Source organism: Actinomycetospora lemnae (assembly GCF_028737315.1).
Taxonomy (GTDB): domain Bacteria; phylum Actinomycetota; class Actinomycetes; order Mycobacteriales; family Pseudonocardiaceae; genus Actinomycetospora; species Actinomycetospora lemnae.
In genome coordinates this window covers 219,027-232,376 of sequence record NZ_JAQZAO010000003.1, presented here as the reverse complement: position 1 = coordinate 232,376, position 13,350 = coordinate 219,027, and the positions used below count along the sequence as shown (strand labels likewise).

At 73.1% G+C, this 13,350-nt stretch carries 13 protein-coding genes; 3 read left to right on the top strand and 10 right to left on the bottom strand.

Annotated elements, in window-relative coordinates:
- Positions 1-10 precede the first annotated feature (10 nt).
- Genes PGB27_RS08030 through PGB27_RS08020 form a run of 3 tightly spaced genes read left to right on the top strand, consistent with a single transcriptional unit; the run spans position 11 to position 1,850 of the window.
- Positions 11-676, top strand: coding sequence for a Dph6-related ATP pyrophosphatase (locus PGB27_RS08030; protein WP_274199838.1), 666 nt, complete (start codon positions 11-13; stop codon positions 674-676).
- A 44-nt stretch (positions 677-720) separates the two neighbouring features.
- The gene (locus PGB27_RS08025; RefSeq protein WP_274199837.1) at positions 721-1,392 is read left to right on the top strand and encodes an MBL fold metallo-hydrolase; all 672 of its coding nucleotides are present in this window, start codon (positions 721-723) and stop codon (positions 1,390-1,392) included.
- Between the two features lie 50 nt (positions 1,393-1,442).
- Positions 1,443-1,850, top strand: a complete 408-nt coding sequence (locus tag PGB27_RS08020; protein WP_274199836.1) for a hypothetical protein — start codon at positions 1,443-1,445, stop codon at positions 1,848-1,850.
- A 67-nt stretch (positions 1,851-1,917) separates the two neighbouring features.
- Here PGB27_RS08020 and PGB27_RS08015 read toward each other — a convergent pair whose 3' ends face one another.
- The 10 genes from PGB27_RS08015 to iolC form a co-directional block, all read right to left on the bottom strand.
- Positions 1,918-2,277 carry a universal stress protein gene (locus PGB27_RS08015; protein WP_274199835.1) on the bottom strand — a complete coding sequence of 120 codons (360 nt, stop codon included), beginning with the start codon at positions 2,275-2,277 and terminating at the stop codon, positions 1,918-1,920.
- 30 nt (positions 2,278-2,307) lie between these two features.
- Positions 2,308-3,726, bottom strand: coding sequence for a sugar porter family MFS transporter (locus PGB27_RS08010; RefSeq protein WP_274199834.1), 1,419 nt, complete (start codon positions 3,724-3,726; stop codon positions 2,308-2,310).
- Positions 3,727-4,294: 568 nt separating this feature from the next.
- Positions 4,295-5,797, bottom strand: coding sequence for a CoA-acylating methylmalonate-semialdehyde dehydrogenase (locus PGB27_RS08005; protein WP_274199833.1), 1,503 nt, complete (start codon positions 5,795-5,797; stop codon positions 4,295-4,297).
- On the bottom strand, positions 5,797-6,699 hold the full coding sequence (locus PGB27_RS08000) for a sugar phosphate isomerase/epimerase family protein (protein WP_274199832.1): 903 nt from the start codon (positions 6,697-6,699) through the stop codon (positions 5,797-5,799). Before PGB27_RS08000 ends, PGB27_RS08005 begins: the two co-directional genes overlap by 1 nt.
- Complete coding sequence (locus PGB27_RS07995) at positions 6,696-7,715, bottom strand: Gfo/Idh/MocA family protein (protein ID WP_274199831.1); 1,020 nt, start codon at positions 7,713-7,715, stop codon at positions 6,696-6,698. Before PGB27_RS07995 ends, PGB27_RS08000 begins: the two co-directional genes overlap by 4 nt.
- Positions 7,712-8,644: a sugar phosphate isomerase/epimerase family protein gene (locus PGB27_RS07990; RefSeq protein WP_274199830.1), complete on the bottom strand. Its 933-nt coding sequence runs from the start codon at positions 8,642-8,644 to the stop codon at positions 7,712-7,714. Before PGB27_RS07990 ends, PGB27_RS07995 begins: the two co-directional genes overlap by 4 nt.
- Positions 8,641-10,557, bottom strand: a complete 1,917-nt coding sequence (gene iolD, locus PGB27_RS07985; RefSeq protein WP_274199829.1) for a 3D-(3,5/4)-trihydroxycyclohexane-1,2-dione acylhydrolase (decyclizing) — start codon at positions 10,555-10,557, stop codon at positions 8,641-8,643. Before iolD ends, PGB27_RS07990 begins: the two co-directional genes overlap by 4 nt.
- A complete protein-coding gene (gene iolB / locus PGB27_RS07980) occupies positions 10,550-11,482 on the bottom strand; it encodes a 5-deoxy-glucuronate isomerase (protein WP_274199828.1) in 933 nt (310 codons plus the stop codon). Before iolB ends, iolD begins: the two co-directional genes overlap by 8 nt.
- Positions 11,479-12,375, bottom strand: a complete 897-nt coding sequence (locus tag PGB27_RS07975) for a Cgl0159 family (beta/alpha)8-fold protein (RefSeq protein WP_274199827.1) — start codon at positions 12,373-12,375, stop codon at positions 11,479-11,481. Before PGB27_RS07975 ends, iolB begins: the two co-directional genes overlap by 4 nt.
- Entirely contained in the window at positions 12,372-13,340 is a 969-nt protein-coding gene (gene iolC / locus PGB27_RS07970) for a 5-dehydro-2-deoxygluconokinase (RefSeq protein ID WP_274199826.1), read from the bottom strand. Before iolC ends, PGB27_RS07975 begins: the two co-directional genes overlap by 4 nt.
- Between the last annotated feature and the right edge of the window lie 10 nt (positions 13,341-13,350).

The following is a 13,350-nucleotide window of genomic DNA, read 5'->3' as shown; positions in this document are numbered from 1 at the left end:
CGTCGCGGCGATGACGGACCGGGCCTGGATGAGCTGGTCGGGCGGCAAGGACGGCGCGTTCGCGCTCGCCGCCGCCCGCGCGGACCCGGGCGTCGAGGTCGCGGGGCTGCACACCACGGTGCGCGCAGGCGGCGCCGGCAGCGAGGTGGCGGCCAGCTACGTCCCGCTCGCGCTGGTCCGGGCGCAGGCCGCCGCGCTGGGCCTGCCGCTCGCCACCGTCGAGCTGCCCGCGCCGTGCCCGGACGACGTCTACGAGGAGCGCACGCGCGCGTCGTGGGCCCGGCTGCGCGGGGACGGGGCGACGCAGGTGCTCTACGGCGACCTCTTCCTCGCCGACATCCGCGCCTTCCGCGAGCAGGCCCTCGAGGGCACCGGGCTCGCGGCGCGGTTCCCGCTCTGGGGGCGCCCGACCGCCTCGCTCGCACGGGAGATGCTCGCGGCCGGGGTGCGGGCGGTGGTCGTGTGCGTCGACCCGGCGCGGGTGCCCCCGGCATGCGTGGGCCGCGCCTGGGACGCCGAGCTGCTGGCGGAGCTGCCCGACGGCGTCGACCCGTGCGGCGAGAACGGCGAGTTCCACACCCTCGTCACCGACGGCCCCGGGTTCGCCCGCCCCGTGCCCGCGACGGTCACGGGCACCGCCGAGCGCGACGGCTTCGTCACGGCCGTTCTCGCCTGACCTGCTGCTCGCTTGATCCGCTGCTCGCCTGCCAGGCTGCACGCATGGCTCCTCGTCTGCGGGAGGTCGCCGACGGCGTGCACCTCGGCGCCCTCGTCCCCGCCGGTCTCCTGCACACGGTGCTGCTCGAGGGCCCCGAGGGCGACGTCGTCGTCGACGCGGGGTTCCCGTGGTCGGCGCGCCGCCTCGTCGCGCTGCTGCGGGGCCGCGACGTCGCCCTGCACGCCGTGACCCACGCGCACGGTGACCACGTCGGGTCCTCGGCGTGGCTGTGCCGTCAGACGGGCGCGCCGCTCGCGATGGGCGAGGCGGACGCCGGCCGGTTCGAGGGCGGGCGGCTCGACACCCACTCCGGCGCGCTCGGCCGGCTGGTCCTCGCCCCGTTGGCGCGGGAGCGGCGCCCGGTCGACCGGCGCCTGCGCGAGGGCGACCACGTCGGCGGCTTCGAGGTGCTCGCCGTGCCCGGCCACAGCCCCGGCACCCTCGCGCTGTGGCGGGCGGAGGACCGCGTGCTCGTCGTCGGCGACGGGCCGGTCAACGTGTCGACCGATCCGCGCTCGCCCCGGTGGCTGCCCCTGCCGCGCGGCCTGCACGACGACCCGGCGGCCGCGGTGGCGTCACGCCGCCGCCTGGCCGAGCTGCGTCCGGCGCTCGTCGTCGCGATGCACGGCCACCCGGTGGCCGACCCCGACGCCTGGGCCGCGGCCGCGCCCTGAGCTGCCCGCGAGGGGGGTGCGAGCAGGAGATCCGGGCGTAACGTCGCGAGATGGCCAAGGACCCGAAGACGAAGAACAAGCGCGAGGACCCGGTCGCGACGGCGCTCACCGCCCCGGACACCCCCGTCGACGAGCCCGGCTCCCCGGCGGTCGTGCCCGCCACCGGGCCGTCCGAACGACTCTCGACGAGCGCCGGGGCGAGGACCTCGAACTCGCCGGCCGCCTCGACCGCCGTCGCCCGCCGCGACGCCGCGCCCGCCACGCGCGACGTCACCGACACGGTGGTGTCGGTCGCGGCCGACGCCGCCCACGTCGTGCAGCGGGTGCTCCCGCACCGCGCGCCCGTCTACCTCGGCGGCGCCGCGCTGCTCGTCGTCGGGATCGTCGACCTCCCCGTCGTCGCGGGCGGCGCGCTCGTCTACGAGGCGCTGCGTCGCTGGCACCCCGCGGCCACCTGAGCCGCACCTGCCCCGGCACACCGGTGCGCGGACCGCCGAGGGCGGCCCGCGCACCGTGTGAGGGGTGTCAGTCCTCGGCCTTGACGGCCAGGACCGGCACCGGGCTCTCCAGCAGCAATCGCTGGGCGACGCTGCCGAGCAGCGCCTTGCTCACCGGCGACCGGCGCTTCATCCCGATGACGAGGCGCTGGACGTCGGGTCGCTGGTCGATCTCGTCGAGGACGGCCTCCGCGGGGTCGCGGTCCTCCGGCCCGTGGCGCTCCAGGAGTGTGACCTTCATGTCCTCGGGCAGGCCCGAGACGTCGATGGTGTGCAGGGTCAGGTTGAGGACGACGAGGTCGGTGTCGAGCAGCCGGGCCTCGCCGGCGCCCGCGTGGAGGGCCTGGGGGCCTTCCCGTCCCTCGGGGACGGCGACGAGCACGGTCATGGTGGGTCCTTCCGGGGAGAGCGGGGCGGGTCAGGCGTACTGGCGGCGGAACTGCTCCTCGAGGTCCTCCAGAGAGCGCCCCCGGGTCTCCGGCACCGAGCGGTACACGAAGATCAGGGCCAGCACGCCGAGGGCGACGAAGATGAAGAACGTCGGCGCGATGCCGAGGTTCTCGACGACCACGGGGAAGCCGAGCGAGACGACGGCGTTCGACAGCCAGAGCACGAGCACGCTGATGCCGATGGCGAGGCTGCGGATCTTGAGCGGGAAGATCTCGGCCAGCAGCAGCCACACCAGCGGGCCGATCGTGCCCTGCATGAAGAAGACGAACAGCACGACGAACACCAGGATGAACCAGGCCTTGGCGGTGCCGTCGGGCAGCAGCGTCGCGGACAGACCGACCAGCAGGTGGAAGAACGTCGTCAGCGCGAAGCCGCCGAGCAGCAGCGTCCGACGGTTGATCCTGTTCATGACGAGCAGACCGACCGTGATGCCGAGGACGCTGAACAGGCCGTTCGCGGTGTTGGCGATGATCGCGGCGCTGTCGGAGAAGCCGGCGTCGCCGAGCAGCTGGGTGCCGTAGTACATGATCGAGTTGATGCCGGTGAACTGCTGGAACATGCCCAGGCCGGCGCCGAGCAGGATCAGCCGGCGGATCCAGCGCACGCCCAGATCGCTCGCCCCGGCGGTCTTCGCGGCCCGCTCCTCCTCGGCGAGCTCGTGCACCTCGGCCATCTCGGCGCGGGCTCGCTCCGGGGTGCGCACCTGCTGGAGGACGGCGAGGGCCTCGTCGTCCCGGCCCTGCGACACCAGCCAGCGGGGGCTCTCGGGCATGCGCAGCATCCCGACGAACAGCGCGATCGCCGGCAGCACGGCGACGACCAGCATGACGCGCCAGACACCGGGGTTCTCGCCCCAGATGTTGAAGATGATCGCGTTGATGACGAAGGCGGCGAACTGGCCGCTGACGATCATGACCTCGTTGCGGGTGACGATGCTCCCGCGACGCTCAGCCGGGGCCACCTCGGCCAGGTAGACGGGCACCGTCGCGGACGCGCCACCGACCGCCAGGCCGAGGACGAAGCGGAAGAACGCCAGCACCGGCCAGGTCGGCGAGAGGACGCAGCCGATGGTGGCGAGGGCGAAGAGGATCGCCAGCAGCAGGATGTTGTGGCGGCGGCCGAACCGGTCGGACAACGCACCGCCCACGAGCGCCCCGATGGCCGCGCCGAAGATCAGGATGCTGACGACGATGCCCTCGGTGAGAGCGGTCAGGCCGAGGTCGGCGGTCATCGGCTCGAGGGCGCCGTTGATGACGCCGGTGTCGTAGCCGAACAGGAGCCCGCCGAAGGTGGCGACGACGGCGATGATGCCCAGCCGCTTCGAGTGCGGGCCGGGCACGTCCGGCGGGAGAGCAGACCTGGCCGGCTGCTCGTTGTAGGTGGTCATGACGTGGCGCTCCCCGTTGAGGAATGGCGTGACGAGAGGTGTCGGGCTCGGCGAGATCAGTCGCGGGCATCGTCCGGGAAGCGTCCCCGGGGCCGTCGAGGTCGACCGAATATCCCTGGTGACGACGAGGATGACCGTGGAGTGTGATCGAAGTCAAGAGTTTGGGCGACAATTCCTTGTCCCCCTTTGTATAAAGATCGACATCCCGCTGACCAGCGGAGACAAGAAAGAAGAAGCCTGGGACGCCGCCAAGGCGCCCCAGGCTTCCGAGGATCGTGGACCGCATTTCTCCGACAGTTCTTCACTACCTGCCGAGAGCACGCGGCGAGGAATTCTCGAGACGATGAGAAAGGCTCGCGACGGACACCCGGCCGGCACGCCCCTCGTCCGCCCCCGCGGTGTCGCGCGATGACGGAGAAGTTACGGGGACGGCGCGTCGGTCGTCAAGACTTTGTCTTGACATTATGTCCAAGTCGTCACCCTCGACGCCCGTCTCCGGCATGTGGGCACGCCGAGGACACCCGCGGGCCGGTCGAGGACCGACCGGCCACGGGCCGCGGGGCACGCGTCAGCTGTTGCGGGGGAACCCGAGGTCGAGCTCGCCGGACTCGCCGCGGCGCGCGGGGTCGATCCAGCGGGTGGTGACGACCTTGCCGCGGGTGAAGAAGTGCACGCCTTCGGTGCCGTGGGCGTGGGTGTCGCCGAACAGCGAGTTCTTCCAGCCCCCGAAGCTGTAGTAGGCCATCGGCACCGGGACCGGCACGTTGATGCCGATCATGCCGACCTCCACCTCGTTCTGGAACCGGCGGGCAGCGCCGCCGTCATTGGTGAAGATCGCCGTCCCGTTGCCGTACGGGTTGGCGTTGATCAGCGCGACGGCCTCGTCGTAGGTGTCGACGCGGACCACGGACAGCACCGGGCCGAAGATCTCGTCGGTGTAGATCGACATGTCGGTGGTGACGTGGTCGAACAGCGTCGGCCCGACGAAGAAGCCCTCCCCCTCGGCGTCGGGAGACACGCCGCGCCCGTCGACGACCAGCGACGCCCCGGCGGCCTCGCCGGCGTCCACGTAGCCCGACACCCGATCCCGGGCCGCCGCCGTGACCAGCGGGCCCATGTCGCAGCCACGACGACCGTCGCCGGTGCGCAGCCCGCGGGCCCGCTCGGCGATCTTCTCGACCAGCGCGTCGCCGCACGACCCGACCGCGACCACCGCGGAGATCGCCATGCAGCGTTCGCCGGCCGAGCCGAAACCGGCGTTGATGGCCTGGTCGGCGGCGAGGTCGAGGTCGGCGTCGGGCAGCACGACGGCGTGGTTCTTCGCCCCGCCGAGGGCCTGGACGCGCTTGCCGTGCGCGGTGCCGGTCTCGTAGACGTAGCGGGCGATCGGCGTCGAGCCCACGAAGCTGACGCTCTTGACGTCGGGGTGGGTCAGCAGCCCGTCGACCGCGACCTTGTCCCCGTGGAGCACGTTGAACACGCCGTCGGGCAGCCCGGCCTCACGCCACAGCTCGGCGAGCCACAGCGCCGCGGAGGGGACCTTCTCCGAGGGCTTGAGCACCACGGTGTTGCCCGCGGCGATCGCGATCGGGAAGAACCACATGGGGACCATCGCGGGGAAGTTGAACGGGCTGATGATCCCGACGACCCCGAGCGGCTGTCGGATCGAGGACACGTCGATGCCGGTCGACGCGTTCTCGGTGGCCGAGCCCTTGAGCAGGTGCGGCATCCCGCACGCGAACTCCACGACCTCCTGGCCGCGCGCGACCTCGCCGGCAGCGTCCGAGAGCACCTTGCCGTGCTCGGACGTGATGATCGCGGCGAGCTCGTCGGCGCGGGCGTTGAGCAGCTCGCGGAACCGGAACAGGATCTGCGTGCGCTTGGTCAGCGACGTGTCGCGCCACAACGGGAAGGCGTCGCGGGCCGCGGCGATCACGGCCTCGACGTCGGCCTCGGTGGCGAACGCGACCTGCCGGGTCACCTGGCCCGTCGCCGGGTCGGTGACGTCGCCGAGGCGATCGCCCGTCGACTTGAGGGCGGCGCCGCCGGCCCAGTGCTGCAGGGTCTCCATCAGGGGTTCCTCCCGGGTGCGGACTCGAGGACGGTGTCCGAGCCGAAGTGCTTCGCCACGAGGGCGGTGATCGTGTCGCGGTCGCTCGTCACGACCTCGGTCGCGCGCTCCTCCCAGCCGAACACACAGTGGGTGAGCGTGCCGTCGAAACCGGCCGCCGCCAACGCGGCGAAGACGGCGTCGAAGTCGACCTCGCCGGCCCCCATCGGCGCGTGCTGGTGCACGCGGACGGTGGACCCGGGCGGGTTGACGATGTAGCGCAGGCCGCCCGACGCGGCGTGGTCGAGGGTGTCGGCGAGGTGCACGTTGGTGACGCGGGCGCCGGCGCGGGCGATGATCCCGGCAGGGTCGTTGCCCTGGTGGAACGTGTGGGGGGTGCAGTACAGGAAAGTGACCCAGTCGCGGTCCAGCCCAGCGACCATGTCGACCGCGGCGTGCCCGTCCTCGATGAAGTCGTCGGGGTGGGGCTCGAGCACGAGGCGGACGCCCTCGCGCTCGAAATCCGGCGCCAGTTCCTCGAAGGAGCGCAGGAACATCGCCTCGGCGTGCTCGGCGCCCTCGGGCCGGCCGTTGAACTCGGTGTTCATCGTGTCCACGCCGAGGTCGACGGCGATCTGGATCGCGCGGCGCCAGGCGCGGACCGCGGCCTGTCGCGCGTCCTCCGACGGCCCCGACCAGCGCAGGACGGGCAGCACCGAGGAGATGCCGACGCCGGCGTCAGCGGCGCGACGCCGGACCGTGGCGACGGTCGCGGAGTCGACGCGCGGGTACTGGAAGAACGGGATGAAGTCCTCCTTCGGGGAGAGCTCCATCCACTGGTAGCCGGCGCGCGCGACAGCGTCGGGCAGAGCGGTCACCGCGTGCGTGCGGTGGAACATCTGGGCGTCCAGGGCCAACTTCACGATCGGTCCTCCATCCCCGTCTCGATGCGCTCGCCCTTCACGACGGCGGCCACACCGGCCTCGCAGATCGCGGCGGCGGCGTAGCCGTCCCAGCTGCCGGGGCCGTCGACGGCGTCGCCACCGGAGGCGATCCCGGCGCGCGCGGCGTCGACCCAGCGCTGCATCTGGTCGTCGTAGGCCTGCCCGAAGCGGGCGACGAAGTCCGGGGTGATCGTCCCGCCCCAGGTTCCGCCCGCCCGCTTCGTGACCACGTTCTGGTCCAGCCCGATCAGCGCCGAGCCGCGCTCGGCGACGATCTCGGTGCGGACCTCGTAGGCGATCCCGGTGCGCACGAAGATCTCGATCGTCACGAGGGCCCCGGACTCGGCCTCGAAGAGCACGAGCATCGGGTCGGAGACGCCCGCGGGGGCCTCGGCGGTCGGGCGGCCCCGCACCACGCTGACCGCGGCGATCTCCTCGCCGAGCAGGAAGCGCGCCGAGTCGGCCTCGTGCACGACCGAGTCGCGGATCATGAACTCGGAGTCGAAGAACTCCGGCACCGCGGGGTTGCGGTGGGCGCAGTGCAGCATGAGCGGCGCGCCGAGGTCGCCGCCGGCGATCATCTGTTGCAGCGCGGCGTACTCGCGGTCGAAGCGGCGCATGAAGCCGACCTGGATGAGCCGGCGGCCGAGCTCGGTCTCGCGGCGGTACACCGCGGCCGCGGTCGCCGCCTCGGTGGTCAGCGGCTTCTCGCACAGGACGGGCTTGCCGGCCTCGAGGCAGGCGAGCACCTGGGCCTCGTGTGCGCTGCCCGGGGTCGCGATGACGACGGCGTCGACGTCGTCGGCGGCGATGGCCTCGGCAGGGTCGGCGACCACCCGGGCGCCGATCGGGTCGCCGACGCGGTGGGCCTGCTCGTCGGAGACGTCACTGACCACCGTCACGCGGGCGCCGCGGGTGCGCCGGGTGAGGCTCTCGACGTGGAACGAGCCCATCTTGCCGACGCCGAGGACGGCGATGCGGATCTCGTCGTTCACGAGCGGATCTCCTCTCCGGCCGGCGTGCCGATGCGGACCGAGCCGGTGCCGCACGAGCCGAGGTAGGTGTGGGTGCGCTGCGCGATCGGCAGCGGCTGGTCGGGCGGGCAGGGGTACATGTCCTGCTCGACGATGGCGAAGACGTCCAGCCCCGCCTCCTCGATCGCGCCGAGGACCTCGGGCATCGAGGGCACGCCGTACGGCGGCTCGATCATCGCGCCGGCCTTGACGGCGTCCGGGAACGGCAGGTCCTCGGCCTCGACGCGGTCGATGACGGCGGGGTCGACCTGCTTGAGGTGCAGGTAGCCGATGCGTTCGGGGTACTTCCGGATGATCGCGACGTTGTCGCCGCGGTAGTAGGCGACGTGCCCGGTGTCGAGGCAGAGGTTCACGTAGCGCGGGTCGGTCGACTCGACGAAGCGCTCGATCTCGGACTGGTAGCCGACGTGCGAGTCGGCGTGCGAGTGGAACTGGACGCGCAGGCCGTACTCCTCGAGCACCCGGCGACCGAGGGTGTCCATGCCGGTCGTCAGGCGGTCCCAGCCCGCCACGTCGAGCGTCGGCGACTCCAACGGGGCCCCGGTCTTGTGGTCGCGCCACGGCTCGGGGATGACGACGAGGTGCTCGCCGCCCACGGCGCGGGTCAGCGACGCGACCTGCGTGACCTGGTCCCACACGTGGTCGAAGCTGTCCGGCCGGTGCAGGTGCTCGAACACCGTGCCCGCCGAGACCGTCAGGCCGTGGGTGCGCAGGGTGTCGGCGAGCTCGGTCGGGTCGGTCGGCAGGTAGCCGTACGGGCCGAGCTCGATGACGTCGTAGCCGGCGGCTGCGACCTCGTCGAGGAAGCGGTCAGCCGGGGTCTGGTCGGGGTCGTCCGGGAACCAGACGCCCCAGGAGTCGGGAGCGCTGCCGACACGGATGGAGGTCACGAGGACACCTCTTCGCTGGGGTGGAGGAAGCCGCGCTGGGTCGACTTCGCGTCGTCGTAGGTCTTGCGGGCGCGCTGGGTGGACTCGAGCGAGGCCACCTCGGCGACGGGGACGTCCCACCAGGAGCGGGAGTCAGGGGCCGGCACGAGCGGGTCGGTCTCGACGTGGACGACGACGCTCTCGGTCGCGGCCTTGGCCGCGCCCAGGGCGGCGGCGAGCTCGTCGGCGGTGCGGACGGGGATCACCCGCACGCCGAGGGACGCGGCGTTGGCTGCGAGGTCGACGGGCAGCCGCTCGCCGTCGAGCCGGCCGCTGTCCGACCGGTAGCGGTAGCGGGTGCCGAAGCGCTGCGAGCCGAGCTCCTCGGACAGCGCGCCGATGGAGGCGTAGCCGTGGTTCTGCACGAGGACGGTGATGACCTTGACGCCCTCCTGCACGGCGGTCACCAGCTCCGTGGCCATCATCAGGTAGGAGCCGTCGCCGACCATGACCACGACGTCGCGGTCGGGGCAGGCCATGGCGACGCCCACGCCGCCGGCCACCTCGTAGCCCATGCACGAGTAGCCGTACTCGACGTGGTAGCCCTTCGGGTCGCGGGTGCGCCAGAGTTTGTGCAGGTCACCGGGCATGGAGCCCGCGGCGCAGACGACGACGTCGCGCGGGTCGGTCAGCTCGTTGACCATGCCGATCACGGCGTTCTGGGTGAGCAGCCCGTTCGACTCCTGCGCGGCGTGGGCGGCGTCGACCGTGCTCTCCCACTCGGCGTCGAGCCGGCGGTACTCGTCCTCGTAGCCGGCGTCGACGCGCCACCCGTCGAGGGCCGCGGTCAGCGCCTCGAGCGTCTCGCGGGCGTCGGCGACGACGCCGATGCCCGCGTGCTTCACCGCGTCGATGCCGGCGAGGTTGACGTTGACGAACCGGACGTCGGGCGCCTGGAACGCCGTGCGGCTGGCGGTGGTGAAGTCGGAGTAGCGGGTGCCGATCCCGATGACGACGTCGGCGTCGCGGGCGAGCGCGTTGGCCGCGGTGGTGCCCGTGGAGCCGACGGCGCCGAGGCACTGCGGGTGGTCGAAGGCGAGCGTGCCCTTGCCGGCCTGGCTCTGGCCGACGGGGATGCCGGTCGCCGCGCAGAAGGCGGCGAGGGCGTCGGTCGCCCCGCTGTAGTGCACACCGCCGCCGGCGACGACCAGGGGGCGGCGGGCCGACCGGATGGCCTCGGCCGCCCGCGCGACGGCCGCGCGCTCGGGCAGCGGCCGCGCCACGTGCCAGACGCGCTTCGCGAACAGCTCGACCGGCCAGTCGTGGGCCTGGGCCTGCACGTCCTGCGGGAAGCAGACCGTCACCGCGCCGGTCTCGGCCGGGTCGGTGAGCACCCGCATCGCGGCCAGCATCGCCGAGGGCAGCTGCTCGGGGCGCCACACGCGGTCGAAGTAGCGCGAGACCGGGCGGAAGCAGTCGTTGACGGTGACGTCGCCCGAGTCCGGCAGCTCCAGCTCCTGCAGCAGCGGCGACGCCGCGCGGTCGGCGAAGGTGTCGGCGGGCAGCAGCAGCACCGGCAGCCGGTTGATGGTGGCCAGCGCGGCGCCGGTGACCATGTTGGTCGCGCCCGGCCCGACGCTCGTGGAGACCGCCCAGGTCTGCAGGCGGTCCTTCATGCGGGCGTAGGCGGCCGCGGAGTGCACCATCGCCTGCTCGTTGCGGCCGAGGACGTAGGGCAGCTCGTCCGGATCGGCGAGCTCGGCCTCGAGCAGCGCCTGCCCGATGCCGGCGACGTTGCCGTGGCCGAAGATGCCGAAGCAGCCGGCGAACAGGCGCTGCTCGACGCCGTCGCGCTCGGAGTACTGGGCGCCCAGGAAGCGGACGAGGGCCTGGGCGACGGTGAGGCGGACGGTGCCGTGGGTCGGGTCAGTCATCGGTGGACACCAATCGCGGGTTCGCCAGACGAGGATCAACAGCCTGGTCCGCCCACGTGGCGCGGACCCAGGCCTGGTCGGGGTGGTCGGTGATCTTCCAGGCGCGCTCACCGGGGCCGGCCATGACGTTGAGGTAGTACATGTCGTGGCCGGGGGCGGCGGCGCACGGGCCGTGCCAGCCGTGGGGCACGAGCACCGTGTCGCGGTCGTGGACCTCGACGAGGAGGTCGACCTCCCCCGCCGGGGACCCGCTGGTGCGGTGGAAGCCGAGACCGGGCTCGCCGTGCGGGCCGGGCGCGATCTCGTAGTAGTAGATCTCCTCGAGGGCCGACTCGGTGTCGGTCTCCTCGTCGTGCTTGTGGGCCGGGTAGCTCGACCAGTTCCCGCTCGGGGTGACGACCTCGACGGCGATGAGGCTGCCGGCCTCGAACACGCCGGCGGCGCCGAAGTTGCGGACCTGGCGGCTGCACCGCCCGGCGCCGCGCAGCTCGACGGGCACGTCCGCGACGGGCACGTGGCGGAACGGCAGCACGACGTCGGTGCGGGCGCCGGTCAGCGCGATCCGCACTGGATGGTCGAGCTCCGCTCCGCTGCGTCTCCCGGCCGGCCCCTCCGCGGCCCGGATCGTCGCCGTGGTGCGGACGGGCAGGTAGGCGACGTCGGTCGGGCCGGCGAAGACGTCGGTCCGGCCGGACAGCACGTACTCTGTGGTGCCGTCGGTGACCGTGACGCCGCCGGACAGCGGGACGACGATCATCTCCTCGTCGCCGGTGTCGAGGGTGTGCGCGGCGCCGGCGGGGAGGGTCAGGGTGCGCAGGCTCGAGTGCGTCCAGCCGGCGACCGCGGGCGTCACCTCGAGGTCGTAGCCGTGGGTGGCGGCCGCGCCCGCGGGCAGGTGCAGCTCCGAGCGGGCCGGGGCGCTCACGCCGCCACCCCCGGGCGGACCATCGCGACGGCGGTGTCGACGGCGCCGGCGACGTCGTCGTCGGCGGGGTAGAGCAGGGTGCGCCCGACGATGAGGCCGCGCACGCTGGGCAGGGCGAGCGCCCGGCGCCACGACGCGTAGGTCTCGTCGGGCGCCGTGGTCGGGTCGCCCCCGAGCAGCAGCGTCGGCAGCGTGGTCGCGTCCATGACGCGCTCCATCTCGTCGACCACCGGCAGCTTCATCCAGGTGTAGGCGCTGCCGGCGCCGAGGCCCTGCGCGATGTGGATCGACCGGATCACGGCGTCGGCGGACAGGTCGTTGACGACCTTGCCCTCGACCCGCCGCGAGATGAACGGCTCCACCATCGCGACGGTCTGCGCCCGGTTGAGCTCGGTGACGGCCTCGGCGCAGGCCTGCAGGGTCGCGACCGTCGCCGCGTCGTCGTAGTCGATGCGGGTGAGCATCTTGGCGGCGTCGAAGCCCGACTCGACGGTGCCGCGCACGTCGTAGCCGGTCATGCGGTCGTCCATCTCGAACCGCGCGCCGGCGAGGCCGCCGCGGTTGAGCGACGAGACGACGACCTTGTCCTCGAGGGCGCCGAGCAGGAGCAGGTCCTCGAGGATGTCCGCCGTCGCGAGCACACCGTCGACGCCCGGACGGGCCAGCGCCGCGCACAGGCGGTCGAGCAGCTCGGGACGGCTGGCCATGGCGTCGGCACGGCCGGAGGCCGACAGCGCGCCGCGAGCGGGGTGGTCGGCGGCGACGATCATGAGGCGGCCGTCGGCGGGGACGAACGGGCGCCGGCGGCGGGCGGCGAGGAGCTTGGCGATGCGCCCGGGCTCGGTGGCCCGGATCGCACGGACCTCGTCGTGGGTGGCGGCGAACTCGCTCACGGCAGGGTGCCCTTCTCGAGCAGGTGGTCGATCTCGTCAGGGGTGGGCATGGCGGTGGAGCACTCGAGCCGCGCGGCGACGATCGCGCCGGCGGCGTTGGCCCGCTGCAGCACGGTCGCGAGGTCCCAGCCCGCCAGCAGGCCGTGCGCGAGCGAGCCGCCGAAGCTGTCGCCGGCGCCGAGGCCGTTGAACGGGGTCACCGGGATCGGCGGCGCGACGACCCGCTCGCCGGACCGGGTCTTGCCGAGCACCCCGCGGGGGCCCTGCTTGACGACGGCCACCTCGACGCCGGCCTCGAGCAGTGCGTCGGCGGCGCGCTCCGGGTCGGTCTCCCCCACCGCGACCTCGCACTCCTCGCGGTTGCCCACCGCGACCGTGACCTGGCCGAGCACCTTCTGGACCTCTGAGGTGGCGGTCGCGGCGTCGGGCCAGAACATGGGGCGGTAGTCGAGGTCGAGCACGACGTGGCTGCGCCGGTCGCGGGCGGCGAGCACGTCGTGGTGGGTCTGCCGGCTCGGCTCCTCCGACAGCCCGGTGACCGACAGCCACAGCAGGTCGACCTGCCGGACGGTGTCGAGGTCGACATCGACGGTGCGCACCTGCAGGTCCGGGGCGGTGGGCCGGCGGTAGAACCAGAGCGGGAAGTCGTCCGGCGGGAAGATCTCGCAGAAGGTGACGGGCGTGAGGTGGTGCGGGTCGGTCACGACGTGCGCGTCGTCGACGCCGAGGCGGCGCAGCTCCCGGCGCACGTACCGGCCGAACGGGTCGTCGCCGACGCCGGTGATGATCGCGGCGCGCCGACCGAGACGGCTCGCGGCGACGGCGACGTTGGCGGTGGTGCCGCCGAGGAACTTGCCGAAGGTCTCGACGTCCTCGAGGCCGATCCCGGTCTGCAGCGGGTAGATGTCGACGCCGCTGCGACCGAACGTCAGGACCTCCGGCACGGTGCGCGGGGCGGTGCTCATGGGCTGTCCT